The organism is Cellulomonas sp. Marseille-Q8402 (assembly GCF_965119525.1).
The window spans coordinates 1,615,322-1,638,753 of the sequence record NZ_CBCPLX010000001.1 but is presented as its reverse complement, the minus strand read 5'-3'; the positions used below and the strand labels follow the sequence as shown (position 1 = coordinate 1,638,753).

The window sequence follows — 23,432 nt, the reverse complement described above, 5'->3', positions numbered from 1 at the left end:
CAGCGGGAGCCGGCAAGCGAAGGAAGTAGGACCCCTTGCTCGACGTCAACGTCTTCGACGAGCTGCGCATCGGACTGGCCACGGCCGACGACATCCGGACCTGGTCGCACGGCGAGGTCAAGAAGCCCGAGACCATCAACTACCGCACCCTGAAGCCGGAGAAGGACGGGCTCTTCTGCGAGAAGATCTTCGGCCCCACCCGGGACTGGGAGTGCTACTGCGGCAAGTACAAGCGCGTGCGCTTCAAGGGCATCATCTGCGAGCGCTGCGGCGTCGAGGTGACCCGTTCCAAGGTGCGTCGTGAGCGCATGGGCCACATCGAGCTGGCCGCGCCCGTCACGCACATCTGGTTCTTCAAGGGCGTCCCGTCGCGCCTCGGCTACCTGCTCGACCTCGCCCCGAAGGACCTGGAGAAGGTCATCTACTTCGCGGCGTACATGATCACGTGGGTCGACGTGGACGGTCGCCAGGAGGACCTGCCGAACCTCCAGAACGAGATCGACCTGGAGCGCAAGGAGATCGCGGACCGCCGCGACAACGACATCAACACCCGCGCGTCGAAGCTCGAGGCCGACCTGGCCGAGCTCGAGGCCGAGGGTGCGAAGGCCGACGCCCGCCGCAAGGTGCGCGACTCCGCCGAGCGCGAGATGGCGCAGATCCGCAAGCGCGCGGATGCCGAGATCGAGCGTCTCGACACCATCTGGGACCGGTTCAAGAACCTCAAGGTCGCGGACCTCGAGGGCGACGAGCTGCTCTACCGCCAGCTGCAGGACCGCTACGGCAACTACTTCGAGGGCTCGATGGGCGCCTCGGCGATCCAGAAGCGCCTCGAGGCGTTCGACCTGGAGGCCGAGGCCGACAACCTGCGCGAGATCATCCGCTCGGGCAAGGGCCAGCGGAAGACCCGTGCGCTCAAGCGCCTCAAGGTCGTCAACGCGTTCCTCACCACGACGAACTCGCCGACCGGCATGGTGCTGGACGCCGTCCCGGTCATCCCGCCGGACCTGCGCCCGATGGTGCAGCTCGACGGCGGCCGGTTCGCCACGTCGGACCTGAACGACCTGTACCGCCGCGTCATCAACCGGAACAACCGCCTCAAGCGGCTCCTGGACCTGGGCGCGCCGGAGATCATCGTCAACAACGAGAAGCGGATGCTCCAGGAGGCCGTGGACTCGCTGTTCGACAACGGCCGCCGCGGCCGCCCGGTCACGGGCCCCGGCAACCGTCCGCTGAAGTCGATCTCCGACATGCTCAAGGGCAAGCAGGGCCGGTTCCGCCAGAACCTGCTCGGCAAGCGCGTCGACTACTCGGGCCGTTCGGTCATCGTCGTCGGCCCGCAGCTCAAGCTGCACCAGTGCGGTCTGCCCAAGCAGATGGCGCTCGAGCTGTTCAAGCCGTTCGTGATGAAGCGCCTGGTCGACCTGAACCACGCGCAGAACATCAAGTCGGCCAAGCGCATGGTCGAGCGCGCGCGCCCGGTCGTGTGGGACGTGCTCGAGGAGGTCATCACCGAGCACCCCGTGCTGCTGAACCGTGCGCCCACGCTGCACCGTCTCGGCATCCAGGCGTTCGAGCCCCAGCTCGTCGAGGGCAAGGCGATCCACCTGCACCCGCTCGTCTGCGGCGCGTTCAACGCCGACTTCGACGGTGACCAGATGGCCGTGCACCTGCCCCTGAGCGCGGAGGCGCAGGCCGAGGCCCGCATCCTCATGCTCTCGAGCAACAACATCCTGAAGCCGTCGGACGGCCGTCCGGTGACCATGCCCTCGCAGGACATGATCATCGGCCTGTTCCACCTGACCTCCGACAAGGTCGACCCGGTGGGTGCCGGCCGGGCGTTCAGCTCGGTGTCCGAGGCGATCATGGCGTTCGACCAGGGGTCCCTGGACCTCAACGCGGTCGTCAAGATCCGCATGGACGGCCTCGTGCTGCCCGAGGACGCCCAGCCCGAGGGCTGGGACGGCGGGACGATCTCGTTCGAGACCACCCTGGGCCGCGCGCTGTTCAACGAGCTGCTCCCGGTCGACTACCCGTACGAGAACGGCGTCGTCGACAAGAAGCGCCTCTCGGTCATCGTCAACGACCTGGCGGAGCGGTACCCGAAGGTCGAGGTCGCCGCGTCGCTGGACGCCCTGAAGGAGGCCGGCTTCCGCTGGGCCACCCGCTCGGGCGTGACGATCGCGATCTCGGACGTCGCGGCGCCGAACCAGAAGGCGGAGATCCTCACCGAGCACGAGGCGCGCGCGGCGAAGGTGCAGGGCCAGTACGACAAGGGCCTCATCACCGACGACGAGCGTCGTCAGGAGCTCATCGAGATCTGGACGCAGGCCACCGACAAGGTCGCCAAGGCGATGCAGGAGAACTTCTCCGCCCGCAACACCGTGTTCCGCATGGTCGGCTCCGGTGCGCGTGGTAACTGGATGCAGGTCCGGCAGATCGCCGGCATGCGCGGTCTGGTGGCGAACCCGAAGGGCGAGATCATCCCGCGCCCGATCAAGGCGAACTACCGCGAGGGCCTGTCCGTCCTGGAGTACTTCATCGCGACGCACGGTGCCCGCAAGGGTCTGGCGGACACCGCGCTGCGGACCGCCGACTCGGGCTACCTGACCCGTCGTCTGGTGGACGTCTCCCAGGACGTCATCGTCCGCGAGGAGGACTGCGGGACCGAGCGCGGCCTCACCATGCCGATCGGCGTGGCCACTGCGGACGGCACGCTGCGCCGCCACGACAAGGTGGAGACCTCGGTCTTCTCCCGCACGCTGGCGACCGACGCCGAGATCGACGGCGAGATCATCGGCAACGCGGGCGACGACATCGGCGACGTGCTGCTGGACCGCCTCCTGGCGGCCGGCGTCACCGAGCTGAAGGTCCGCTCCGTGCTCACCTGCGAGTCGCGCGTCGGCACCTGCGCGAAGTGCTACGGCCGCTCGCTGGCCACCGGCAAGCTCGTGGACATCGGCGAGGCCGTCGGCATCATCGCGGCCCAGTCGATCGGCGAGCCCGGCACCCAGCTGACGATGCGCACCTTCCACACCGGTGGTGTGGCGTCGGCGGAGGACATCACGCAGGGTCTGCCGCGTGTCCAGGAGCTCTTCGAGGCCCGCACCCCCAAGGGTGAGAGCCCCATCGCGGAGTTCTCGGGCCGGATCACGATCGACGAGGCCGACCGGGTCCGCCGCATCGTGCTGACCCCGGACGACGGCTCGGAGGAGATCGCCTACCCGATCACCAAGCGCTCGCGCCTGCTGATCAGCGACGGCGACCACGTCGAGGTCGGCACCCAGCTGGTCCAGGGTGCGGTGGACCCGAAGAAGGTCCTGCGCATCCTCGGCCCGCGCGCCACCCAGAAGCACCTGGTGGACGAGGTCCAGGAGGTCTACAACTCCCAGGGCGTGGACATCCACGACAAGCACATCGAGGTCATCGTGCGGCAGATGCTGCGTCGCGTGACCGTGCTGGACTCGGGTGACACGGGCCTGCTCCCGGGCGAGCTGGCCGAGCGCGGCCGGTTCGAGGACTTCAACCGCCGTGCGGTCGCCGAGGGTGGCCAGCCGGCCTCGGGCCGTCCGGAGCTGATGGGCATCACGAAGGCGTCGCTCGCGACGGACTCGTGGCTGTCGGCGGCGTCCTTCCAGGAGACGACGCGCGTCCTCACCGAGGCCGCGATGTCGGGCCGCAGCGACCCGCTGCTCGGCCTCAAGGAGAACGTCATCCTCGGCAAGCTCATCCCCGCCGGTACGGGTCTGCCCCGCTACCACGAGGTGTCGGTCGAGCCCACCGAGGAGGCGAAGGCCGAGCTGTACCCGTCCTTCGGCTACGACGAGATCGACTTCCCCGCCCTGGGCCTCGGCTCGGGCGAGGCGATCCCGCTCGAGGACATCGACTTCGGCGACTACCGCTGACGTCGGGTCCCACCGGGCCGAGGGGGTCCGCCGCGCTCGTCGCGGCGGGCCCCCTCGGCCGTGCGCGCCCCCGCGGGAACACCTGGCGGGGGAGCGCGGTTGTACCCGTGACCGACGTCCGCCGACCCTCACGCTGCTGCTTTGACGGTGCGTGAACCGGCGAGTAACGTTGGACACCGTGCCCGCGCCGTCGGGCCCTCGCGCGCGCTCGTCACGGAGCGCAGGGTGGACACCTCCCCGAGATCGCACCTCGAACCCCGTCACCGGGGCCGCGGTGCGGAGCAGGAGGGGGTCGACACGCCCGGGTGCGGGGGTCGGTTCGGGACGCAAGACCGATCGGGGTAGTCGCGCGACGGGCGACGAACCGGACATTGCCGGCCGTCCAGGGTGACGGGTGCCGGTCAGACCAGACTTCACCTAGCGACGGAGACGTAGTGCCTACGATCCAGCAGCTGGTCCGCAAGGGCCGGACGCCGAAGACGAACAAGTCGAAGACCCCTGCCCTGCAGGGCAGCCCGCAGCGCCGCGGCGTCTGCACCCGCGTGTACACGACCACCCCGAAGAAGCCGAACTCGGCTCTCCGCAAGGTCGCGCGCGTCAAGCTCTCCTCGGGCATCGAGGTCACGGCCTACATCCCCGGTGAGGGCCACAACCTGCAGGAGCACTCCATCGTGCTCGTCCGCGGCGGTCGTGTGAAGGACCTGCCCGGTGTGCGCTACAAGATCATCCGTGGTGCTCTGGACACCCAGGGCGTGAAGAACCGTAAGCAGGCGCGCAGCCGCTACGGCGCGAAGAAGGGCTGAACCGATGCCTCGTAAGGGTCCGGCTCCCAAGCGGCCGCTCATCATCGACCCGGTCTACGGATCGCCGGTCGTCACCCAGCTGATCAACAAGGTCCTGCTCGACGGCAAGAAGTCCGTCGCGGAGGCCATCGTCTACGGCGCGCTCGAGGGCGTCCGTGAGAAGACCCAGGGCGACCCGGTCGTCGTCCTCAAGCGCGCGCTGGACAACGTCCGCCCGTCGCTCGAGGTCCGCTCCCGCCGTGTCGGTGGCGCGACCTACCAGGTCCCGGTCGAGGTCCGCCCCGTCCGCCAGACCACGCTCGCCCTCCGGTGGCTCACGGACTACTCGCGCGCTCGTCGCGAGAAGACCATGACCGAGCGGCTCATGAACGAGATCCTCGACGCGTCCAACGGCCTCGGTGCCGCGGTGAAGCGCCGTGAGGACATGCACAAGATGGCCGAGTCCAACAAGGCGTTCGCCCACTACCGCTGGTAATCCCAGCAGTAGGCGAACCCCACTACCGAGGGGCTGAACCTGTGGCACTGGACGTGCTGACGGACCTGAACAAGGTCCGCAACATCGGCATCATGGCGCACATCGATGCCGGCAAGACCACGACGACCGAGCGGATCCTGTACTACACGGGCGTCAACTACAAGATCGGCGAGACCCACGACGGTGCGTCGACCACGGACTGGATGGAGCAGGAGCAGGAGCGTGGCATCACGATCACGTCCGCTGCTGTGACCGCCTTCTGGAACAAGGGCAAGTCGAACGAGACGCAGATCAACGTCATCGACACGCCCGGTCACGTCGACTTCACCGTCGAGGTGGAGCGCTCGCTGCGCGTGCTCGACGGCGCGGTCGCGGTGTTCGACGGCAAGGAGGGCGTGGAGCCCCAGTCGGAGACCGTCTGGCGCCAGGCCGACAAGTACGAGGTCCCCCGCATCTGCTTCGTCAACAAGATGGACAAGCTGGGCGCGGACTTCTACTTCACGGTCGACACCATCGTGAACCGCCTCAAGGCCAAGCCGCTGGTCATCCAGCTGCCGATCGGTGCCGAGAACGACTTCATCGGCGTCGTCGACCTGGTCGAGATGCGCGCGCTCGTGTGGCGTGGCGAGACCGAGATGGGCGCGAAGTACGAGGTCGAGGAGATCCCGGCCGACCTCGTGGACCGGGCCGAGCAGTTCCGCAGCGAGCTGCTCGAGGCCGTCGCCGAGACGGACGACGAGCTGCTCGAGAAGTTCCTGGGCGGTGAGGAGCTCACGGTCGCCGAGATCAAGTCCGGCATCCGCAAGCTCACCATCGCCGGTGAGGCTTTCCCGGTCCTGTGCGGCTCGGCGTTCAAGAACAAGGGCGTCCAGCCCATGCTCGACGCCGTCGTCGACTTCCTCCCGTCGCCCCTCGACGTCCCGGCCATCCAGGGCCACGACGTCAAGGACGAAGAGGTCGTCATCGAGCGCCACCCGGACGCCTCCGAGCCGTTCTCGGCCCTGGCGTTCAAGATCGCCGCGCACCCGTTCTTCGGCAAGCTCACCTTCATCCGCGTGTACTCGGGGAAGGTCGTGCAGGGCGCCCAGGTGCTCAACGCGACCAAGGGCAAGAAGGAGCGCATCGGGAAGATCTTCCAGATGCACGCCAACAAGGAGAACCCGGTCGACGAGGCGACGGCGGGCCACATCTACGCGTTCATCGGCCTGAAGGACGTCACCACCGGTGACACCCTCTGCGCCCTCGACGCGCCGGTGGTCCTGGAGTCCATGACCTTCCCGGAGCCCGTCATCGACGTGGCGATCGAGCCGAAGACCAAGGGCGACCAGGAGAAGCTCTCCACGGCGATCCAGAAGCTCGCCGAGGAGGACCCGACGTTCCGCGTCCGCCTGGACGAGGAGACCGGCCAGACCGTCATCGGCGGCATGGGCGAGCTCCACCTCGACATCCTCGTCGACCGCATGCGGCGCGAGTTCAAGGTCGAGGCGAACGTCGGCAAGCCGCAGGTGGCCTACCGCGAGACGATCCGCCGCAAGGTGGAGAAGATCGACTACACGCACAAGAAGCAGACCGGTGGCTCCGGGCAGTTCGCCAAGGTCCAGATGACCTTCGAGCCGCTCGAGTCCGAGGACGGCGCGATGTACGAGTTCGTGAACGCCGTCACCGGTGGTCGCGTGCCTCGCGAGTACATCCCGTCCGTGGACCAGGGCATCCAGTCCGCGATGCAGCTCGGCGTGCTGGCCGGCTTCCCGCTGGTGGGCGTCAAGGCCACGCTGCTCGACGGTGCCGCGCACGACGTCGACTCCTCGGAGATGGCGTTCAAGATCGCCGGTTCCATGATCCTCAAGGAGGCCGCCCGCAAGGCGGACCCGGTTCTCCTCGAGCCCGTCATGGCCGTCGAGGTCCGTACGCCCGAGGAGTACATGGGCGACGTGATCGGTGACATCAACTCGCGGCGCGGCATGATCCAGTCCATGGAGGACGCGACGGGCGTGAAGGTGATCCGCGCCCAGGTTCCTCTCTCCGAGATGTTCGGGTACGTCGGTGACCTGCGGTCGAAGACCCAGGGTCGCGCGGTGTACTCGATGCAGTTCGACAGCTACGCCGAGGTGCCTCGGAATGTTGCCGACGAGATCATCAAGAAGACCCGGGGCGAGTAGTCCCACAGGTCGAACCGAGTACGACCAATCAACCCGACCCGTAGGACCGCACGTCCGCAGGGGCACTGAGCCCCTGCATCGTTCGGCAATCTCTACACCAGAGTCCTGAGGAGGACCCAGTGGGCAAGGCGAAGTTCGAGCGGACCAAGCCGCACGTCAACATCGGGACCATCGGTCACGTCGACCACGGCAAGACGACGCTGACTGCTGCGATCTCGAAGGTGCTGCACGACAAGTACCCCGACCTGAACCCCTTCACGCCTTTCGACGAGATCGACAAGGCGCCCGAGGAGAAGCAGCGCGGCATCACCATCAACATCGCGCACGTCGAGTACCAGACGGAGAAGCGTCACTACGCTCACGTCGACGCGCCCGGTCACGCCGACTACATCAAGAACATGATCACCGGTGCGGCGCAGATGGACGGCGCCATCCTGGTGGTCGCCGCCACCGACGGCCCGATGGCCCAGACGCGTGAGCACGTCCTGCTCGCCCGTCAGGTCGGCGTGCCCTACCTGCTCGTGGCGCTCAACAAGTCCGACATGGTCGACGACGAGGAGATCCTCGAGCTCGTCGAGATGGAGGTCCGCGAGCTGCTGTCGTCGCAGGGCTTCGACGGTGACGAGGCGCCGGTCATCCGCGTCTCCGGCCTGAAGGCGCTCGAGGGCGACCCGGAGTGGGTCAAGTCCGTCGAGGACCTGCTGGACGCCGTGGACGAGTCCGTCCCGGAGCCGGTCCGTGACATGGACAAGCCGTTCCTCATGCCGATCGAGGACGTCTTCACCATCACCGGTCGTGGCACCGTCGTCACCGGCAAGGTCGACCGCGGCAAGCTCGCGATCAACTCCGAGGTCGAGATCGTCGGCATCCGCCCGGCGCAGAAGACCACGGTCACCGGTATCGAGATGTTCCACAAGCAGATGGACGAGGCGTGGGCCGGCGAGAACTGCGGCCTCCTGCTCCGTGGCACCAAGCGTGAGGACGTCGAGCGCGGCCAGGTCGTCGTGAAGCCGGGCTCGATCACGCCGCACACCGAGTTCGAGGGCCAGGTCTACATCCTGGCCAAGGACGAGGGCGGGCGTCACAACCCGTTCTACTCGAACTACCGTCCGCAGTTCTACTTCCGGACGACCGACGTCACCGGCGTCATCACGCTGCCCGAGGGCACCGAGATGGTCATGCCGGGCGACAACACGGAGATCTCCGTGACGCTGATCCAGCCCATCGCGATGGAGGAGGGCCTCGGCTTCGCCATCCGCGAGGGTGGCCGCACCGTCGGCTCGGGCCGCGTCACCAAGATCATCAAGTGATCTGACCCTTCGGGGACTGCGTCACCACCGGGAGGGCCCGGGTGCTTCGGCACCCGGGCCCTTCTGCGTGCCTCCCACGGCCCGCCGCCCGCCCGCCGCGCCGCGCCCGCCGCCCGCCCGCCGCGCCGCGCCCGCCGCACCGGGCACCGCGTCGGCGGTGCATTCTCGCGACCTCCCCCGGTCTCCCGGGCGCCGGTGCGAGAACACGCTGGCGGTCGACCCGCGGCCCCGAGCGGAACCAGAACGACCACAGGGCCCGTGGCCTGGCGCGGTCCCCAGGCGGGTGCGCGGCGCCGACCGGGGTCGCGCGGTGCCGGGCACCGTGGGGCGATGCGCGACGACCTCCTCGGCTCCCTCCCGCCCGGCGTGATCCTGCACCGGGACGCCGCCGCCGGTGGGATCGGCGGGCACGCCCTGCGGCGTGCGCTGCGCGACGGGAGCCTGGCCCAGGTTCGGCCGGGAGCCTACGTCCGCGGAGCGGAGTGGAGCGCGAGCTCACCCGAGGGCCGGCAGCTGCTGGCGGTGCGGGCAGCGGCGCGGCAGCTCGTGGACCCGGTGTTCTCCCACGAGTCGGCCGCGGCCGTGTGGGGGCTGCCGCTGGTCGGAGCCGCCGGGGGAGTGCACGTTCTCGGCCCGCCGGGGGCGGACGGACGCCCGCGCGGCACCGGCACCCGTGCCGGCGTGACCCGGCACGCGGCGGGCGCCGGCGTGCCCGTCGCCGTGCGGGACGGGCTGCGCGTGACCGGCGCCCTCGACACGGTGCTGGCGCTCGCGCGCGACCGGGACCTGCGGCGCGCCCTAGCGGCTGCGGACGCCGCGCTCCGGTCCGGCCTGGTGACGGGTGACGGCCTGCGCGACGAGGTCGCGCGGCGCGCCGGCGCGCGCGGTGCACGCCGCATGCGGGTGGTGGCCGCGCTGGCCGACGGGCGGGTGGAGTCGGCGGGGGAGTCGGTGAGCCGCGCGCGCATCCACCTGGACGGGTTCGCGCAGCCCGCGCTGCAGGTGCCGTTCGTGCGCGGCGGCTCGACGGTCGCGCGGGTCGACTTCTGGTGGCGGGACGCGCGGGTGGTGGGGGAGTTCGACGGCCGCAAGAAGTACCGTGCGGACGGGGTCGACGACCGGCGCGCGGTCGAGGAGCGGGTGTGGTCGGAGAAGCGCCGGGAGGACATGATCCGCGCAGCGGGCATCCGCGTCGTGCGCTGGACGTGGAGCGAGGCGTGGCACCCCGGCCCCCTGTCGGCGCTGCTGGCGGCCGCCGGCGTTCCCCGGATCGGATCGCCGGCTGCTTCTCGCACCACAAGCTGAGTTATCGGCCTGCGATGCGAGAATCGGCTGGCGACGCGGGCGGGCGGGAGCCGGGCGGGAGCCGGTCGGGAGCAGGGTGGGAGCCGGGCGCGCGGCACGCGCGGCGCGTGATCGTGCGGGTGTGACGCAGGTCCGGTTGGACCTTTGGGGCTCCGGCTGGCACACTAGACAAGTTGCCCGACGACGGGGGTGCCTGCGCGCGTGCGTTCAGGAGCCCCGACCGAGCGGGCAGGGACGCGTGCGAGTCCAGCACACAGCCCGGGGTCACCCGGCGTCGGACTCCATCACCACATCGACCTCGTCCCCGTCGCCGCGCGCCCCGCGCACGGCACGGAGACCGGCGCGAAGGTATGCCGCAAGAAGCGACACGCCCGAGTGCGGGGGTCGGACACAGGCAGTTCGAAGAGAGAGAGACAGACGACGCCATGGCGGGACAGAAGATCCGCATCCGGCTCAAGTCCTACGACCACGAGGTCATCGACAGCTCGGCGCGCAAGATCGTCGACACGGTGAGCCGCGCTGGTGCGACGGTCGTTGGCCCGGTGCCGCTCCCGACGGAGAAGAACGTCTTCGTCGTCATCCGGTCGCCCCACAAGTACAAGGACAGCCGCGAGCACTTCGAGATGCGCACGCACAAGCGGCTCATCGACATCATCGATCCCACGCCGAAGGCGGTCGACTCGCTCATGCGTCTCGACCTGCCCGCGGACGTGAACATCGAGATCAAGCTCTGACGCTGGGAAGGAACTGATCTTCATGGTTACCCAGCAGAACGCGCGCCCCGTCACGGCGGTGCTCGGCACGAAGCTCGGTATGACGCAGGTCTGGGACGCCGATGGCCGTCTCGTCCCCGTCACCGTGGTCGCTGTCGGCACCAACGTCGTGACCCAGGTGCGCTCCGCTGAGGCTGACGGTTACTCCGCGATCCAGCTGGCCTACGGCCAGATCGACCCGCGCAAGGTGACCAAGCCGCTGAAGGGCCACTTCGAGAAGGCGGGGGTCACCCCCCGTCGGCACGTGGCCGAGATCCGCACGTCGGACGCGGCCGAGTTCACGCTCGGCCAGGAGATCACCGCGGAGGCCTTCGCGGCCGGCGCGCTGGTCGACGTGATCGGCACCACCAAGGGCAAGGGCACCGCCGGTGTCATGAAGCGCCACGGGTTCTCCGGCGTCGGCGCCTCGCACGGTGCGCACCGCAACCACCGCAAGCCGGGCTCGATCGGTGGCGCATCGACGCCGTCGCGCGTGTTCAAGGGCGTGCGGATGGCCGGTCGCATGGGCCACGCCCGCCAGACCACCCAGAACCTGACCGTGCACGCGGTCGACGTCGAGAAGGGTCTGCTGCTCCTCAAGGGCGCGGTTCCCGGCCCGAAGCGTGGCGTCGTCGTCGTGCGTACCGCCGTGAAGGGGGCATGACCACCATGTCCGAGACCCTGACCGTCGACGTCGTCGACACCGCGGGCAAGAAGGCCGGCACGGCCGAGCTGCCCGGCGAGGTGTTCGACGCGCAGACCAACATCCCGCTCATCCACCAGGTCGTCGTGGCGCAGCTCGCCGCGGCTCGCCAGGGCACCCACGACACGAAGAACCGTGGCGAGGTGCGTGGTGGCGGCAAGAAGCCGTACAAGCAGAAGGGCACCGGCCGCGCCCGCCAGGGTTCGACCCGTGCGCCGCAGTTCGCCGGCGGTGGCGTCGTCCACGGCCCGACCCCGCGCGACTACTCCCAGCGGACCCCGAAGAAGATGAAGGCCGCGGCGCTCCGCGGTGCTCTCTCGGACCGCGCCCGCGCCGGCCGCGTCCACGTCGTCACCGGCTTCGGTGTCAACGAGGCGCCCTCGACCAAGGCCGCCGTGAGCGTGCTGGACCAGCTGTCCGGCCGCAAGCACGTCCTCGTGGTCGTGGAGCGCGCGGACGAGCTCGCGTGGAAGTCGCTGCGGAACGTCGAGCGGGTCCACCTGCTCGTCGCCGACCAGCTCAACACCTACGACGTGCTCGTCTCCGACGACGTCGTGTTCACCCAGGGCGCGCTCGACACGTTCCTCGCCGGCCCCGTCAAGGGCCGCGGCGCGACCGCTGTCGCGACGTCGTCCGAGGCCGAGGAGGACGCCAAGTGACCGCCGTCGCCAAGGACCCCCGCGACATCCTGATCGCGCCGGTCGTCTCCGAGAAGAGCTACGGGCTGCTCGACGAGGGCAAGTACACCTTCGTCGTCGACCCCCGGGCCAACAAGACCGAGATCAAGATCGCGGTCGAGCAGGTCTTCTCGGTCAAGGTCGAGTCCGTGAACACGATCAACCGCAAGGGCAAGACGCGGCGGACGAAGTTCGGGATGGGCAAGCGCAAGGACACGAAGCGCGCGATCGTCACCCTCCGCGAGGGCACGATCGACATCTTCGGCGGACCGGTCGGCTGACCGGGCCCGAGAGCAGATTGAGGACAGATCCCCATGGGAATCCGTAAGTACAAGCCGACGACGCCGGGGCGCCGCGGCGCGAGCGTCGCCGACTTCGTCGAGATCACGCGCTCCACGCCGGAGAAGTCTCTGGTCCGCCCGCTGCACAAGACCGGTGGTCGTAACTCGACCGGCCGCGTCACCATGCGGCACCAGGGTGGTGGCCACAAGCGCGCCTACCGCGTGATCGACTTCCGTCGTCACGACAAGGACGGCGTGCCGGCCAAGGTCGCGCACATCGAGTACGACCCCAACCGCACGGCGCGCATCGCGCTCCTGCACTACGCGGACGGCGAGAAGCGCTACATCATCGCGCCGAACAAGCTGAAGCAGGGCGACGTCGTCGAGAACGGCGCCGGTGCCGACATCAAGCCCGGCAACAACCTGCCGCTGCGCAACATCCCGACCGGTACGACCATCCACGCCATCGAGCTGAAGCCCGGCGGCGGCGCGAAGATCGCCCGCTCGGCGGGTGCGTCGGTGCAGCTGGTCGCCAAGGACGGGCCGTACGCGCAGCTGCGCATGCCGTCCGGCGAGATCCGCAACGTCGACCTGCGCTGCCGCGCCACGGTCGGCGAGGTGGGCAACGCCGAGCAGTCGAACATCAACTGGGGCAAGGCCGGCCGCATGCGCTGGAAGGGCAAGCGCCCCTCCGTCCGTGGTGTCGCGATGAACCCGATCGACCACCCGCACGGTGGTGGTGAGGGCAAGACGTCCGGTGGTCGTCACCCGGTGAGCCCCTGGGGCCAGCCGGAGGGCCGCACGCGCCGTCCCAACAAGCCGAGCGACAAGCTCATCGTCCGTCGCCGCCGCACCGGCAAGAAGCGCTGATAGGAGCCGGGAGATATGCCTCGCAGCCTGAAGAAGGGGCCCTTCGTCGACGGGCACCTGCAGAAGAAGGTCGACGTGCAGAACGCCGCCGGCACCAAGAACGTCATCAAGACCTGGTCGCGTCGTTCGATGATCACGCCCGACTTCCTGGGTCACACCTTCGCGGTGCACGACGGCCGCAAGCACACGCCGGTGTTCGTGACGGAGTCGATGGTCGGGCACAAGCTCGGCGAGTTCGCTCCGACGCGGACGTTCCGCGGCCACGAGAAGGACGACCGTAAGGGCCGTCGCCGCTGACCCCCGGGTCGGCGCAGCGACTGCCCTGACGGCAGAGACAAGAAGGCAGGACAGCAATGGAAGCCAAGGCGAAGGCGCGGTTCGTCCGCGTCACGCCCCAGAAGGCCCGGCGCGTCGTGGACCTCATCCGTGGCAAGCAGGCCGGCGAGGCCGTGTCGACGCTGAAGTTCGCGCCGCAGGCCGCGGGTGAGACGGTCCTCAAGGTCGTCGAGTCCGCGATCGCGAACGCCCGTGAGGGCGCCAAGCGTGCCGGCGAGCGCTTCGACGAGACCAACCTCTACGTCGCCGAGGCGTACGTGGACGAGGGTCCGACGCTCAAGCGGTTCCGCCCCCGGGCACAGGGCCGCGCGAGCCAGATCCTCAAGCGCACGAGCCACATCACCGTGGTCGTCGCTGAGCGTGAGACGAAGGGAAGGGCCTGACAGTGGGACAGAAGGTCAACCCGCTCGGGTACCGCCTGGGCATCACGACCGACCACCGCTCGCGGTGGTTCGCCGACTCGACCAAGCCGGGTCAGCGGTACCGCGACTACGTCCGCGAGGACGTCCAGATCCGCAAGCTCATGAGCACCGGTCTCGAGCGCGCGGGCATCGCCAAGGTGGAGATCGAGCGGACGCGTGACCGCGTGCGCGTCGACATCCACACGGCGCGCCCGGGCATCGTCATCGGTCGCCGTGGCGCCGAGGCCGACCGCATCCGCGGCGAGCTCGAGAAGCTCACGGGCAAGCAGGTCCAGCTGAACATCCTCGAGGTCAAGAACGCCGAGATCGAGGCCCAGCTGGTCGCCCAGGGCATCGCCGAGCAGCTGGCGAGCCGCGTGTCCTTCCGTCGTGCGATGCGCAAGGGCATGCAGTCCGCGCAGCGCGCCGGCGCCAAGGGCATCCGGGTGCAGGTCTCCGGCCGCCTCGGCGGCGCGGAGATGAGCCGCACGGAGTTCTACCGCGAGGGTCGTGTGCCGCTGCACACGCTCCGCGCGAACATCGACTACGGCTTCTTCGAGGCCCGCACGACCTTCGGCCGCATCGGCGTGAAGGTCTGGGTCTACAAGGGCGACATGACCGAGCGCGAGTTCGCCCGCGAGCAGGCCACGCAGGCCCCGCGTCAGAGCCGTGGTCCGCGTGCGGACCGTGGCGACCGTGGTGGCGACCGTGGCCCGCGCGGCGGCGGCCCCCGTCGGAACGACCGGACCGAGGCCCCCGCGGCCGAGGCCGCCGCTCCGGCTGCCGCCCCGGCGGAGACGACCGCTCCTGAGACCGGAACGGAGGCCTGAGCCGTGCTGATCCCGCGCAGGCTGAAGCACCGCAAGCAGCACCACCCCGGGCGCTCCGGCGCCGCGACCGGTGGCACCGCGATCTCGTTCGGCGAGTACGGCATCCAGGCTCTCGAGCCCGCCTACGTGACGAACCGCCAGATCGAGGCTGCTCGTATCGCGATGACCCGCCACATCAAGCGTGGCGGCAAGGTCTGGATCAACATCTACCCGGACCGTCCGCTCACCAAGAAGCCCGCCGAGACCCGCATGGGTTCCGGTAAGGGTTCGCCGGAGTGGTGGATCGCCAACGTCAAGCCGGGCCGAGTGATGTTCGAGCTCGCCGGCGTCCCGGAGCCGCTGGCTCGCGAGGCCATGCGCCGCGCGCAGCACAAGCTCCCGATGAAGACCCGTTTTGTGGTTCGCGAGGGTGGTAACTGATGGCTATCGGCACCAAGGACCTGGCTCCTTCCGAGCTGGACGCCTTTGACGACGAGCGCCTCGTGGCCGAGCTGAAGAAGGCCAAGGAGGAGCTGTTCAACCTGCGCTTCCAGTCGGCCACCGGTCAGCTCGAGAGCCACGGGCGGCTCAAGGCCGTGCGTCGCGACATCGCGCGGATCTACACGATCCTGCGCGAGCGTGAGCTCGGCATCCGTACCGCCCCGACGGCGAGCGAGTGAGGACTCGATGAGCGAAAACACCAACGAGACCACCACCGCTGTGGCGGAGGCCCGCCCGTACCGCAAGACGCGGCGCGGCTACGTGGTCAGTGACAAGATGCAGAAGACCGTCGTGGTCGAGGTCGAGGACCGGGTCAAGCACCCGCTCTACGGCAAGGTCATCCGGCGGACCAGCAAGGTCAAGGTCCACGACGAGGCCGGCACGGCCGGCGTCGGTGACCTCGTCCTCATCATGGAGACCCGCCCGCTGTCCGCGACCAAGCGGTGGCGCGTGGTGGAGATCCTCGAGAAGGCGAAGTAAGTCCGTCCGCCTCCTCACCACATATCCGTTCGGCCAGGCTCGCCCTCGTGCGAGAACCGGCAGACGACAGGAGTTCTGTAGATGATTCAGCAGGAGTCGCGACTTCGGGTCGCCGACAACACGGGTGCGAAGGAGATCCTCTGCATCCGTGTGCTCGGTGGATCCGGCCGTCGCTACGCCGGTATCGGTGACGTGATCGTCGCCACCGTCAAGGACGCGATCCCCGGCGGCAACGTCAAGAAGGGCGACGTCGTGAAGGCGGTCGTCGTGCGCACCCGCAAGGAGCGCCGGCGCGTCGACGGGTCCTACATCAAGTTCGACGAGAACGCCGCGGTGATCCTCAAGAACGACGGCGAGCCCCGTGGCACGCGCATCTTCGGCCCCGTGGGCCGCGAGCTGCGCGACAAGAAGTTCATGAAGATCATCTCGCTGGCGCCGGAGGTGCTCTGACATGGCGAAGATCAAGAAGGGCGACCTCGTGGTCGTCATCTCCGGTTCCCGCAAGGACCGGGGCAAGCAGGGTCGCGTCCTCGAGGTGCTCGCCGACCGGGACCGCGTCCTGGTCGAGGGCATCCACCGGGTCACGAAGCACACCAAGGTGGGGCAGAGCCAGCGCGGCTCCCGCACCGGTGGCATCGAGACCGTCGAGGCCCCCATCCACGTCAGCAACGTGATGCTGGTGGACCCGGAGACCAAGCGCGGGACCCGCGTGGGCTACCGCACCGAGCAGGTCGAGCGCGACGGCCGGGCCCGCACCGTTCGGGTCCGCGTCGCCAAGCGCTCCGGTAAGGACATCTGATGACCGCCATCGACGAGACCACCCGGGCCTACCCGGTGCCGCGCCTGAAGGTGCGGTACAACGAGGCGATCCGTCCCGCGCTCCGCGAGGAGTTCCAGCACGCCAACGTGAACCAGGTCGCGCGCCTGGTGAAGGTCGTCGTGAACATGGGTGTGGGCGACGCTGCCAAGGACTCGAAGCTGATCGAGGGCGCCATCCGCGACCTCCAGCAGATCACGGGTCAGAAGCCGCAGGTCACCAAGGCCCGCAAGTCCATCGCGCAGTTCAAGCTGCGCGAGGGCATGCCGATCGGCGCGCACGTCACGCTGCGCGGCGACCGGTCGTGGGAGTTCCTGGACCGCCTGCTGTCGACCGCGCTGCCGCGCATCCGCGACTTCCGCGGGCTGTCGCCCAAGCAGTTCGACGGGCACGGCAACTACACCTTCGGTCTGACCGAGCAGTCGATGTTCCACGAGATCGACCAGGACAAGATCGACCGCGTGCGTGGCATGGACATCACGGTGGTCACCACCGCCACCACGGACGCGGAGGGCCGGGCGCTGCTGAAGCACCTGGGCTTCCCGTTCAAGGAGGAGAACTGACATGGCGAAGACCGCCCTGATCAACAAGGCCGCGGGCAAGCAGAAGTTCGCCGTGCGGGCCTACACCCGGTGCCAGCGGTGCGGTCGTCCGCACTCGGTGTACCGCAAGTTCGGCCTGTGCCGGATCTGCGTGCGCGAGATGGCCCACGCGGGTCAGCTCCCCGGTGTGACCAAGAGCAGCTGGTAAACAACGACGTCGCAGGTCCGCGGCCGCTCGCCCCTCGGGGCGGGCGGCGCGGAAACCACGGCGAGGAAGGGCGATAGCCCCCATGACGATGACCGACCCGATCGCAGACTTCCTGACGCGTCTGCGTAACGCGAACTCGGCGCACCACGACACGGTGACCATCCCGTACTCGAAGCTGAAGTCGCACATCGCGGAGATCCTGCAGGCCGAGGGGTACATCTCCGGCTGGACCGTGGAGGACGCCCGTGTGGGCAAGAGCCTCGTGGTCGAGCTGAAGTACGGCCCGAGCCGCGAGCGTGCGCTCGCCGGCATCAAGCGCGTGTCGAAGCCCGGTCTCCGGGTGTACGCGAAGTCCACCAACCTGCCCCGTGTCCTGGGCGGCCTGGGCGTGGCGATCCTGTCCACGTCCTCGGGTCTCCTGACGGACAAGCAGGCCGCCAAGAAGGGCGTGGGTGGGGAAGTCCTCGCCTACGTCTGGTAAGTCCGAGACGGAAAGGAGCTAGCCAATGTCTCGTATCGGCAGAATCCCCGTCCCGGTCCCGGCCGGGGTGGACGTGAACATCAACGGCGCCGTCGTGACGGTGAAGGGCCCCAAGGGCACCCTCACGCACACGGTCGCCACTCCCATCGAGGTCGCGCGCGACGACGAGGGGGCCATCGTGGTCACCCGTCCGAACGACGAGCGCCTCTCGCGGTCGCTGCACGGACTCACGCGCACGCTGCTCGCCAACCTCGTGACCGGCGTGACCGCCGGCTACGAGAAGAAGCTCGAGATCGTCGGTACCGGTTACCGCGTCACGGCCAAGGGCGACGCGCTCGAGTTCGCGCTCGGCTTCAGCCACCCTGTGTCCGTGACGCCGCCCGCCGGCATCTCCTTCGCTGTCGAGAGCCCCACCCGTTTCTCGGTGTCGGGCATCGACAAGCAGCAGGTGGGCGAGGTCGCCGCGAACATCCGCAAGATCCGCAAGCCTGAGCCGTACAAGGGCAAGGGTGTGCGTTACGCGGGCGAGAACGTCCGCCGCAAGGTCGGAAAGGCTGGTAAGTAGCCATGGCGATCACGGTTATGGGCAAGGGCAAGTTCAAGGCCCGCAAGCGTCGCCACCTCCGGCTGCGCAAGAAGGTCGCCGGCACGTCCGCGCGTCCCCGTCTGGTCGTCACCCGGTCGAACCGCAACCTCGTCGCGCAGGTCGTCGACGACGCCGTGGGCCGCACCCTGGTCTCCGCGTCCACCCTCGAGGTGGACCTGCGGGGCGCCGAGGGCGACAAGACCGCCAAGGCGCGTCGCGTCGGTGAGCTGATCGCCGAGCGCGCGAAGGCCGCCGGCATCGACGCGGTCGTGTTCGACCGTGGCGGCAACAAGTACCACGGCCGGGTGGCCGCGGTCGCCGACGCCGCCCGCGAAGGCGGTCTGGCGCTGTGACGACGACCATTCCCGCATCGAAGAAGAGGATCCACTGATGGCTGCTCCTCAGCGCAGCAACACGGGCGCTCCCCAGGGCCAGGGTGGCGGTGACCGTCGCGACGGCGGTCGTCGCGACGGCCGTCGGGGCGACGCCGCCGAGAAGAGCGCGTTCCTCGAGCGCGTCGTGTCGATCAACCGCGTGGCCAAGGTCGTCAAGGGTGGTCGTCGGTTCAGCTTCACCGCCCTGGTCGTCGTCGGTGACGGCGACGGCACGGTCGGTGTCGGCTACGGGAAGGCCAAGGAGGTGCCCGCCGCGATCGCGAAGGGCGTCGAGGAGGCGAAGAAGAACTTCTTCCGCGTCCCCCGCATCCAGGGCACCATCCCGCACCCCATCCAGGGTGAGGCCGCTGCCGGTGTCGTCTTCCTGCGTCCTGCGTCGCCGGGTACCGGTGTGATCGCCGGTGGTCCGGTGCGTGCGGTGCTCGAGTGCGCCGGCGTCCACGACATCCTGTCGAAGTCCCTCGGCTCCTCCAACGCCATCAACATCGTGCACGCCACGGTGGCGGCGCTGCAGGGTCTCGAGGAGCCGGCCGCCGTGGCCGCGCGCCGTGGTCTGCCGCTCGAGCACGTCGCCCCGGCGCCGCTGCTCCGTGCGCAGGCCGCCGGTCGTGGCGACAAGACCGAGAAGGTGGGTGCCTGATGGCTCGCCTCAAGGTGACCCAGACCAAGTCCGCCATCGGCGGCAAGCAGAACCAGCGCGACACGCTGCGCACCCTGGGCCTCAAGCGGATCGGCGACGTCGTCGTCAAGGAGGACCGTCCTGAGATCCGCGGCATGGTCAAGACGGTGACGCACCTCGTCGCGATCGAGGAGGTGGAGTGACGATGGCGGAGAAGAAGGCTGACAAGGTCGAGGAGACCGCTGCCGCGGCTCCGAAGGCGACCAAGGCGAAGGCCTCGAAGGCGGAGGCGACCACCGAGTCCGCCGCCGCCGAGAAGCCGGCTGCCAAGAAGCCCGCGACGCGGACCACCAAGGCGAAGGCCGAGACGGCCGCCGCCGCGGAGGAGAAGCCCGCTGCCAAGGCCAAGGCCCCCGCGGCCAAGGCCCCGGCGAAGGCGTCCGCCAAGGCGGAGCCCGTCGAGACCGGCGCCGGTGGCACCCTGAAGGTGCACCACCTGCGTCCGGCCCCCGGCGCCAAGACCGCCAAGACCCGCGTGGGTCGTGGTGAGGCGTCGAAGGGCAAGACGGCCGGCCGTGGTACCAAGGGCACCAAGGCCCGGTACCAGGTGCCGACCCGCTTCGAGGGTGGGCAGATGCCGCTGCACATGCGGCTGCCCAAGCTCCGCGGCTTCAAGAACCCGTTCCGGGTCGAGTACCAGGTCGTGAACCTGGACAAGCTGTCGGCGCTGTACCCCGACGGCGGCGACGTCACGGTGGCGGACCTGGTCGCGAAGGGTGCCGTCCGCAAGGGCGCCCCGGTCAAGGTGCTCGGCACCGGCGAGATCACGGTCAAGCTGTCCGTGGCCGTCGACGCGTACTCCGGTTCCGCCAAGGAGAAGATCGTGGCGGCCGGCGGAAGCGTCGCGCAGGACTGATCCCAGCGAACGGGGTCGGCGGGGGCTCCACGCCCCGTCGGCCCCGTTCGTCTTTTCCCTGCCGGGTGGCGTCCGCACGTCACCCGGTGCCAGCACCTCGCCCGGGGGGGCCGGTCCGGCGCCACGGCGGCACCGATGGCGATCCCGGCGCGGAAGTCCGTTAGGGTTCGGCAGGGTGTCGGGCGGCTACCGCCCGACCGACGACGGCACGGCGCGTGAGGCGGCCGACCAGACGACATCCCGCTTCGGCGGAGCAGGAGGACACGTGCTCAGCGCATTCGTGCGGGCGTTCAGGACACCCGACCTGCGGCGCAAGCTGCTGTTCACGATCGGGATCATGGTGGTCTTCCGGATCGGCTCGTTCCTGCCGACCCCGGGCGTGTCCTACCCGAACGTCCAGGTCTGCATCGACCAGGCGCAGGCCGGCGACGGGGCGAACCTGCTCGGGCTGGTGAACCTGTTCAGCGGCGGCGCCCTGCTGCAGCTGTCCGTGTTCGCGCTCGGGATCATGCCGTACATCACGGCGAGCATCATCATCCAGCTGCTGCGCGTGGTGATCCCCCGGTTCGAGGCCCTGCACAAGGAGGGCCAGTCCGGCACCGCGAAGCTCACGCAGTACACGCGGTACCTCACCATCGGCCTCGCGGTCCTGCAGGCGACGACCGTCATCATCACCGCCCGCAACGGTCAGCTGTTCTCGGGCTGCTCCGTGGAGGTGATCCCGGACGGCGACATCATCACGACGCTCATCATGATCGTGACGATGACCGCGGGCACCGGCCTGATCATGTGGCTGGGCGAGCTCATCACCGAGCGCGGCGTCGGCAACGGCATGTCGCTGCTGATCTTCACGTCGATCGCCGCGTCCTTCCCGGGCGCCATGTGGTCGATCGCGGGCGGCTCCGGCGGCATCGGCGCGTTCCTGATCATCATGGCGATCATCGTCCTGGTCATCGGCCTGGTCGTCTTCGTCGAGCAGTCGCAGCGCCGGATCCCGGTGCAGTACGCGAAGCGCATGGTCGGGCGCCGCACCTACGGCGGCTCGTCGACCTACATCCCGATCAAGATCAACATGGCCGGCGTCATCCCGGTGATCTTCGCGTCGTCCCTGCTGCAGGTGCCCGCGCTGCTCGCCGGCTTCGGCGACCAGACGTCGGGCTGGAAGCAGTGGGTCGCGAACAACCTCGCCGACCCGGGTGCCCCGCTGCACATCGCGCTGTACGTGCTGCTGATCATCTTCTTCTGCTACTTCTACACGGCGATCACGTTCAACCCGGACGAGGTCGCGGACAACATGAAGCGGTACGGCGGGTTCATCCCCGGCATCCGCGCCGGCCGTCCCACGGCCGAGTACCTGGACTACGTGATCACCCGCATCACGGCGCCCGGGTCCATCTACCTCGCGCTGGTCGCGCTGATCCCGACGATCGCGTTCATCGTCCTGGGCGTCGGCACGAACATCCCGTTCGGCGGCTCGTCGATCCTCATCGTCGTGGGCGTCGGCCTCGAGACGGTGAAGCAGATCCAGTCGCAGCTCGAGCAGCGCCACTACGAAGGGTTCCTGCGATGAGCACGCCGTCGACCGCACGCCTCGTCCTGCTCGGTCCCCCCGGGGCCGGCAAGGGCACCCAGGCCGTCCGGCTGGCCGAGCACCTGGGCGTCCCCGCCATCTCCACGGGCGACATCTTCCGCGCCAACATCAAGGGCGGCACCGAGCTGGGCCGCACCGCGCAGGAGTACACCGCGCGCGGCGAGCTGGTCCCGGACGAGGTCACCAACGCCATGGTGCGCGACCGGCTGGCGCAGCCCGACGCCGCCGCGGGCTTCCTGCTCGACGGCTACCCGCGCAACGTCGCCCAGGTCGCGGAGCTGGAGCAGGTCCTGTCCGGCTCGGGCCGCAGCCTGGACGCGGCGCTGGAGATCACCGCGGACTCCGACGTGGTCGTCGAGCGGCTGCTGAAGCGCGCCGAGATCGAGGGTCGCGCGGACGACACGGAGCCGGTGATCCGGCACCGCCTCGACGTGTACGCCGAGCAGACCGCGCCGATCTCCGACGTGTACGCCGAGCGCGGCCTGCTGGTGCGGGTCGACGGCATCGGCGAGGTCGACGAGGTGACCGAGCGGCTGCTCGCGGCCCTCGCGTCCCGCGTCGGCTGACCGCGGGAGCCGTCGTGTTCGGACGTGAGCGGATCGAGCTGAAGACCACCGAGCAGGTGCTGCTGATGCGGCAGGCCGGTCTGGTGGTCGCGGACGCCCTGGCCGCGGCGCGCGCCGCCGCCGTGCCGGGCGCTACCACCGCGGACCTCGACGAGGTCGCGGCGAAGGTGATCGCGGACGCCGGCGCGCAGCCGTCGTTCCTCGGCTACCACGACTACCCGGCGACGATCTGCGTGTCGGTGAACGACGAGGTCGTGCACGGCATCCCCTCGGGCCGCGTGCTCGAGCCGGGTGACGTGGTGTCGATCGACTGCGGCGCGATCGTCGGGGGCTGGCACGGGGACTCGGCGTGCACCGTGGTGCTGCCCGAGGCCGACCCGGCCGACGTGGCGCTGTCCGAGGTCACCGAGCGGGCCATGTGGGACGGCATCGCCGCCCTCGCGTCGGGCCACGGCCTCGCCGAGCGGCTGAGCGTCGTGGGGGAGGCCGTCGAGCAGGCGGTCGAGGCCACCGACGCCGCCCTGAACGGCGGTGTCCCGTTCGGCATCGTCCAGGACTACGTGGGGCACGGCATCGGGTCCGCGATGCACCAGCCGCCGGACGTGCTGAACTACCGCGCGCGCGACCGGGGCCCCAAGCTGAAGCCCGGCATGTGCCTGGCGGTCGAGCCGATGATCACCCGGGGCTCGCACGCCACCGAGGTGCTCGAGGACGACTGGACCGTGGTCACCGCGGACGGCTCGCGCGCCGCGCACTGGGAGCACTCCGTCGCCCTGCACGAGGGCGGCATCTGGGTGCTGACGGCCGCCGACGGCGGCGCCGCCGAGCTCGCCGCCCGCGGCGTCACGGTCGCCCCGCTCGGCTGAGCCGACCGGCGCCCACGCCCACGCCCACGCCCACGCCCGCCCGTCCGTCCCGCGCCTGATCGCGCGGGGCGAGCCGGCGGG

30 protein-coding genes are annotated in these 23,432 nt (G+C 69.5%); all 30 read left to right on the top strand.

Features of this window, described 5'->3' with window-relative positions:
• Positions 1-35 precede the first annotated feature (35 nt).
• Positions 36-3,902, top strand: a complete 3,867-nt coding sequence (locus ACWPWW_RS07475; RefSeq protein WP_454049690.1) for a DNA-directed RNA polymerase subunit beta' — start codon at positions 36-38, stop codon at positions 3,900-3,902.
• A gap of 434 nt (positions 3,903-4,336) precedes the next feature.
• Positions 4,337-4,705, top strand: coding sequence for a 30S ribosomal protein S12 (rpsL, locus tag ACWPWW_RS07470; protein ID WP_122147700.1), 369 nt, complete (start codon positions 4,337-4,339; stop codon positions 4,703-4,705).
• A 4-nt stretch (positions 4,706-4,709) separates the two neighbouring features.
• Positions 4,710-5,180, top strand: a complete 471-nt coding sequence (rpsG, locus tag ACWPWW_RS07465) for a 30S ribosomal protein S7 (protein WP_179687208.1) — start codon at positions 4,710-4,712, stop codon at positions 5,178-5,180.
• Positions 5,181-5,221: 41 nt separating this feature from the next.
• Positions 5,222-7,339 (top strand): elongation factor G, encoded by a 2,118-nt coding sequence (gene fusA, locus ACWPWW_RS07460; protein WP_454049689.1) that lies wholly within the window; start codon positions 5,222-5,224, stop codon positions 7,337-7,339.
• 119 nt (positions 7,340-7,458) lie between these two features.
• Positions 7,459-8,649 carry an elongation factor Tu gene (tuf, locus tag ACWPWW_RS07455; RefSeq protein ID WP_454049688.1) on the top strand — a complete coding sequence of 397 codons (1,191 nt, stop codon included), beginning with the start codon at positions 7,459-7,461 and terminating at the stop codon, positions 8,647-8,649.
• A 330-nt stretch (positions 8,650-8,979) separates the two neighbouring features.
• On the top strand, positions 8,980-9,954 hold the full coding sequence (locus ACWPWW_RS07450; RefSeq protein WP_454049687.1) for a hypothetical protein: 975 nt from the start codon (positions 8,980-8,982) through the stop codon (positions 9,952-9,954).
• A gap of 425 nt (positions 9,955-10,379) precedes the next feature.
• Positions 10,380-10,688, top strand: coding sequence for a 30S ribosomal protein S10 (gene rpsJ, locus ACWPWW_RS07445; RefSeq protein WP_122147693.1), 309 nt, complete (start codon positions 10,380-10,382; stop codon positions 10,686-10,688).
• A gap of 22 nt (positions 10,689-10,710) precedes the next feature.
• Positions 10,711-11,370, top strand: a complete 660-nt coding sequence (rplC, locus tag ACWPWW_RS07440; RefSeq protein ID WP_454049686.1) for a 50S ribosomal protein L3 — start codon at positions 10,711-10,713, stop codon at positions 11,368-11,370.
• A 5-nt stretch (positions 11,371-11,375) separates the two neighbouring features.
• A complete protein-coding gene (rplD, locus tag ACWPWW_RS07435; protein WP_454050416.1) occupies positions 11,376-12,068 on the top strand; it encodes a 50S ribosomal protein L4 in 693 nt (230 codons plus the stop codon).
• Complete coding sequence (gene rplW / locus ACWPWW_RS07430; protein WP_454049685.1) at positions 12,065-12,367, top strand: 50S ribosomal protein L23; 303 nt, start codon at positions 12,065-12,067, stop codon at positions 12,365-12,367. The genes rplD and rplW overlap by 4 nt, the downstream gene beginning before the upstream one ends.
• A 33-nt stretch (positions 12,368-12,400) precedes the next feature.
• Positions 12,401-13,237, top strand: coding sequence for a 50S ribosomal protein L2 (rplB, locus tag ACWPWW_RS07425; RefSeq protein ID WP_147794359.1), 837 nt, complete (start codon positions 12,401-12,403; stop codon positions 13,235-13,237).
• A 15-nt stretch (positions 13,238-13,252) separates the two neighbouring features.
• Positions 13,253-13,534 carry a 30S ribosomal protein S19 gene (rpsS, locus tag ACWPWW_RS07420; protein ID WP_147794358.1) on the top strand — a complete coding sequence of 94 codons (282 nt, stop codon included), beginning with the start codon at positions 13,253-13,255 and terminating at the stop codon, positions 13,532-13,534.
• Positions 13,535-13,590: 56 nt separating this feature from the next.
• Positions 13,591-13,956: a 50S ribosomal protein L22 gene (gene rplV / locus ACWPWW_RS07415; RefSeq protein WP_146838613.1), complete on the top strand. Its 366-nt coding sequence runs from the start codon at positions 13,591-13,593 to the stop codon at positions 13,954-13,956.
• Between the two features lie 2 nt (positions 13,957-13,958).
• A complete protein-coding gene (gene rpsC / locus ACWPWW_RS07410; protein WP_454049684.1) occupies positions 13,959-14,804 on the top strand; it encodes a 30S ribosomal protein S3 in 846 nt (281 codons plus the stop codon).
• A 3-nt stretch (positions 14,805-14,807) separates the two neighbouring features.
• Complete coding sequence (gene rplP, locus ACWPWW_RS07405; protein WP_013882863.1) at positions 14,808-15,224, top strand: 50S ribosomal protein L16; 417 nt, start codon at positions 14,808-14,810, stop codon at positions 15,222-15,224.
• Positions 15,224-15,463, top strand: coding sequence for a 50S ribosomal protein L29 (rpmC, locus tag ACWPWW_RS07400; RefSeq protein WP_309032072.1), 240 nt, complete (start codon positions 15,224-15,226; stop codon positions 15,461-15,463). Before rplP ends, rpmC begins: the two co-directional genes overlap by 1 nt.
• 7 nt (positions 15,464-15,470) lie before the next feature.
• Positions 15,471-15,764, top strand: a complete 294-nt coding sequence (gene rpsQ, locus ACWPWW_RS07395; protein WP_146838607.1) for a 30S ribosomal protein S17 — start codon at positions 15,471-15,473, stop codon at positions 15,762-15,764.
• An 81-nt stretch (positions 15,765-15,845) separates the two neighbouring features.
• Complete coding sequence (gene rplN, locus ACWPWW_RS07390; RefSeq protein ID WP_146838605.1) at positions 15,846-16,214, top strand: 50S ribosomal protein L14; 369 nt, start codon at positions 15,846-15,848, stop codon at positions 16,212-16,214.
• Position 16,215: 1 nt separating this feature from the next.
• A complete protein-coding gene (rplX, locus tag ACWPWW_RS07385) occupies positions 16,216-16,563 on the top strand; it encodes a 50S ribosomal protein L24 (protein ID WP_454049683.1) in 348 nt (115 codons plus the stop codon).
• Positions 16,563-17,144 carry a 50S ribosomal protein L5 gene (gene rplE, locus ACWPWW_RS07380; protein ID WP_454049682.1) on the top strand — a complete coding sequence of 194 codons (582 nt, stop codon included), beginning with the start codon at positions 16,563-16,565 and terminating at the stop codon, positions 17,142-17,144. The genes rplX and rplE overlap by 1 nt, the downstream gene beginning before the upstream one ends.
• A 1-nt stretch (position 17,145) precedes the next feature.
• Positions 17,146-17,331 carry a type Z 30S ribosomal protein S14 gene (locus ACWPWW_RS07375; protein WP_122147680.1) on the top strand — a complete coding sequence of 62 codons (186 nt, stop codon included), beginning with the start codon at positions 17,146-17,148 and terminating at the stop codon, positions 17,329-17,331.
• A gap of 82 nt (positions 17,332-17,413) precedes the next feature.
• Positions 17,414-17,812, top strand: coding sequence for a 30S ribosomal protein S8 (rpsH, locus tag ACWPWW_RS07370; protein WP_179687193.1), 399 nt, complete (start codon positions 17,414-17,416; stop codon positions 17,810-17,812).
• 25 nt (positions 17,813-17,837) lie between these two features.
• Positions 17,838-18,377 carry a 50S ribosomal protein L6 gene (gene rplF / locus ACWPWW_RS07365; RefSeq protein ID WP_454049681.1) on the top strand — a complete coding sequence of 180 codons (540 nt, stop codon included), beginning with the start codon at positions 17,838-17,840 and terminating at the stop codon, positions 18,375-18,377.
• A 2-nt stretch (positions 18,378-18,379) separates the two neighbouring features.
• Complete coding sequence (gene rplR, locus ACWPWW_RS07360) at positions 18,380-18,751, top strand: 50S ribosomal protein L18 (RefSeq protein WP_454049680.1); 372 nt, start codon at positions 18,380-18,382, stop codon at positions 18,749-18,751.
• 37 nt (positions 18,752-18,788) lie between these two features.
• Positions 18,789-19,433 (top strand): 30S ribosomal protein S5, encoded by a 645-nt coding sequence (gene rpsE, locus ACWPWW_RS07355; protein WP_454049679.1) that lies wholly within the window; start codon positions 18,789-18,791, stop codon positions 19,431-19,433.
• Positions 19,433-19,615 (top strand): 50S ribosomal protein L30, encoded by a 183-nt coding sequence (gene rpmD, locus ACWPWW_RS07350; RefSeq protein WP_454049678.1) that lies wholly within the window; start codon positions 19,433-19,435, stop codon positions 19,613-19,615. The genes rpsE and rpmD overlap by 1 nt, the downstream gene beginning before the upstream one ends.
• Before the next feature lie 2 nt (positions 19,616-19,617).
• The gene (gene rplO, locus ACWPWW_RS07345) at positions 19,618-20,328 is read left to right on the top strand and encodes a 50S ribosomal protein L15 (protein ID WP_454049677.1); all 711 of its coding nucleotides are present in this window, start codon (positions 19,618-19,620) and stop codon (positions 20,326-20,328) included.
• 265 nt (positions 20,329-20,593) lie between these two features.
• Complete coding sequence (secY, locus tag ACWPWW_RS07340) at positions 20,594-21,898, top strand: preprotein translocase subunit SecY (RefSeq protein ID WP_454049676.1); 1,305 nt, start codon at positions 20,594-20,596, stop codon at positions 21,896-21,898.
• Entirely contained in the window at positions 21,895-22,485 is a 591-nt protein-coding gene (locus ACWPWW_RS07335; RefSeq protein ID WP_454049675.1) for an adenylate kinase, read from the top strand. Before secY ends, ACWPWW_RS07335 begins: the two co-directional genes overlap by 4 nt.
• Positions 22,486-22,499: 14 nt before the next feature.
• A complete protein-coding gene (gene map, locus ACWPWW_RS07330) occupies positions 22,500-23,351 on the top strand; it encodes a type I methionyl aminopeptidase (protein WP_454049674.1) in 852 nt (283 codons plus the stop codon).
• Positions 23,352-23,432: the final 81 nt, after the last annotated feature.

What these genes read in the sequence shown, in the direction of transcription:
- rpsG (WP_179687208.1), top strand. Translation starts at nt 4,710, where the DNA reads ATGCCTCGTAAGGGTCCGGCTCCCAAGCGGCCGCTCATCATCGACCCG.
- rpmC (WP_309032072.1), top strand. Translation starts at nt 15,224, where the DNA reads ATGGCTATCGGCACCAAGGACCTGGCTCCTTCCGAGCTGGACGCCTTT.
- ACWPWW_RS07335 (WP_454049675.1), top strand. Translation starts at nt 21,895, where the DNA reads ATGAGCACGCCGTCGACCGCACGCCTCGTCCTGCTCGGTCCCCCCGGG.
- ACWPWW_RS07375 (WP_122147680.1), top strand. Translation starts at nt 17,146, where the DNA reads ATGGCGAAGACCGCCCTGATCAACAAGGCCGCGGGCAAGCAGAAGTTC.
- rpsE (WP_454049679.1), top strand. Translation starts at nt 18,789, where the DNA reads ATGGCTGCTCCTCAGCGCAGCAACACGGGCGCTCCCCAGGGCCAGGGT.
- rplO (WP_454049677.1), top strand. Translation starts at nt 19,618, where the DNA reads ATGGCGGAGAAGAAGGCTGACAAGGTCGAGGAGACCGCTGCCGCGGCT.
- rplD (WP_454050416.1), top strand. Translation starts at nt 11,376, where the DNA reads ATGTCCGAGACCCTGACCGTCGACGTCGTCGACACCGCGGGCAAGAAG.
- rplC (WP_454049686.1), top strand. Translation starts at nt 10,711, where the DNA reads ATGGTTACCCAGCAGAACGCGCGCCCCGTCACGGCGGTGCTCGGCACG.
- ACWPWW_RS07450 (WP_454049687.1), top strand. Translation starts at nt 8,980, where the DNA reads ATGCGCGACGACCTCCTCGGCTCCCTCCCGCCCGGCGTGATCCTGCAC.
- rpsJ (WP_122147693.1), top strand. Translation starts at nt 10,380, where the DNA reads ATGGCGGGACAGAAGATCCGCATCCGGCTCAAGTCCTACGACCACGAG.
- rplX (WP_454049683.1), top strand. Translation starts at nt 16,216, where the DNA reads ATGGCGAAGATCAAGAAGGGCGACCTCGTGGTCGTCATCTCCGGTTCC.
- rpsQ (WP_146838607.1), top strand. Translation starts at nt 15,471, where the DNA reads ATGAGCGAAAACACCAACGAGACCACCACCGCTGTGGCGGAGGCCCGC.
- rplF (WP_454049681.1), top strand. Translation starts at nt 17,838, where the DNA reads ATGTCTCGTATCGGCAGAATCCCCGTCCCGGTCCCGGCCGGGGTGGAC.
- rplE (WP_454049682.1), top strand. Translation starts at nt 16,563, where the DNA reads ATGACCGCCATCGACGAGACCACCCGGGCCTACCCGGTGCCGCGCCTG.
- rpsS (WP_147794358.1), top strand. Translation starts at nt 13,253, where the DNA reads ATGCCTCGCAGCCTGAAGAAGGGGCCCTTCGTCGACGGGCACCTGCAG.
- rplN (WP_146838605.1), top strand. Translation starts at nt 15,846, where the DNA reads ATGATTCAGCAGGAGTCGCGACTTCGGGTCGCCGACAACACGGGTGCG.
- rplV (WP_146838613.1), top strand. Translation starts at nt 13,591, where the DNA reads ATGGAAGCCAAGGCGAAGGCGCGGTTCGTCCGCGTCACGCCCCAGAAG.
- rplR (WP_454049680.1), top strand. Translation starts at nt 18,380, where the DNA reads ATGGCGATCACGGTTATGGGCAAGGGCAAGTTCAAGGCCCGCAAGCGT.
- rplB (WP_147794359.1), top strand. Translation starts at nt 12,401, where the DNA reads ATGGGAATCCGTAAGTACAAGCCGACGACGCCGGGGCGCCGCGGCGCG.
- rpsH (WP_179687193.1), top strand. Translation starts at nt 17,414, where the DNA reads ATGACGATGACCGACCCGATCGCAGACTTCCTGACGCGTCTGCGTAAC.
- rpmD (WP_454049678.1), top strand. Translation starts at nt 19,433, where the DNA reads ATGGCTCGCCTCAAGGTGACCCAGACCAAGTCCGCCATCGGCGGCAAG.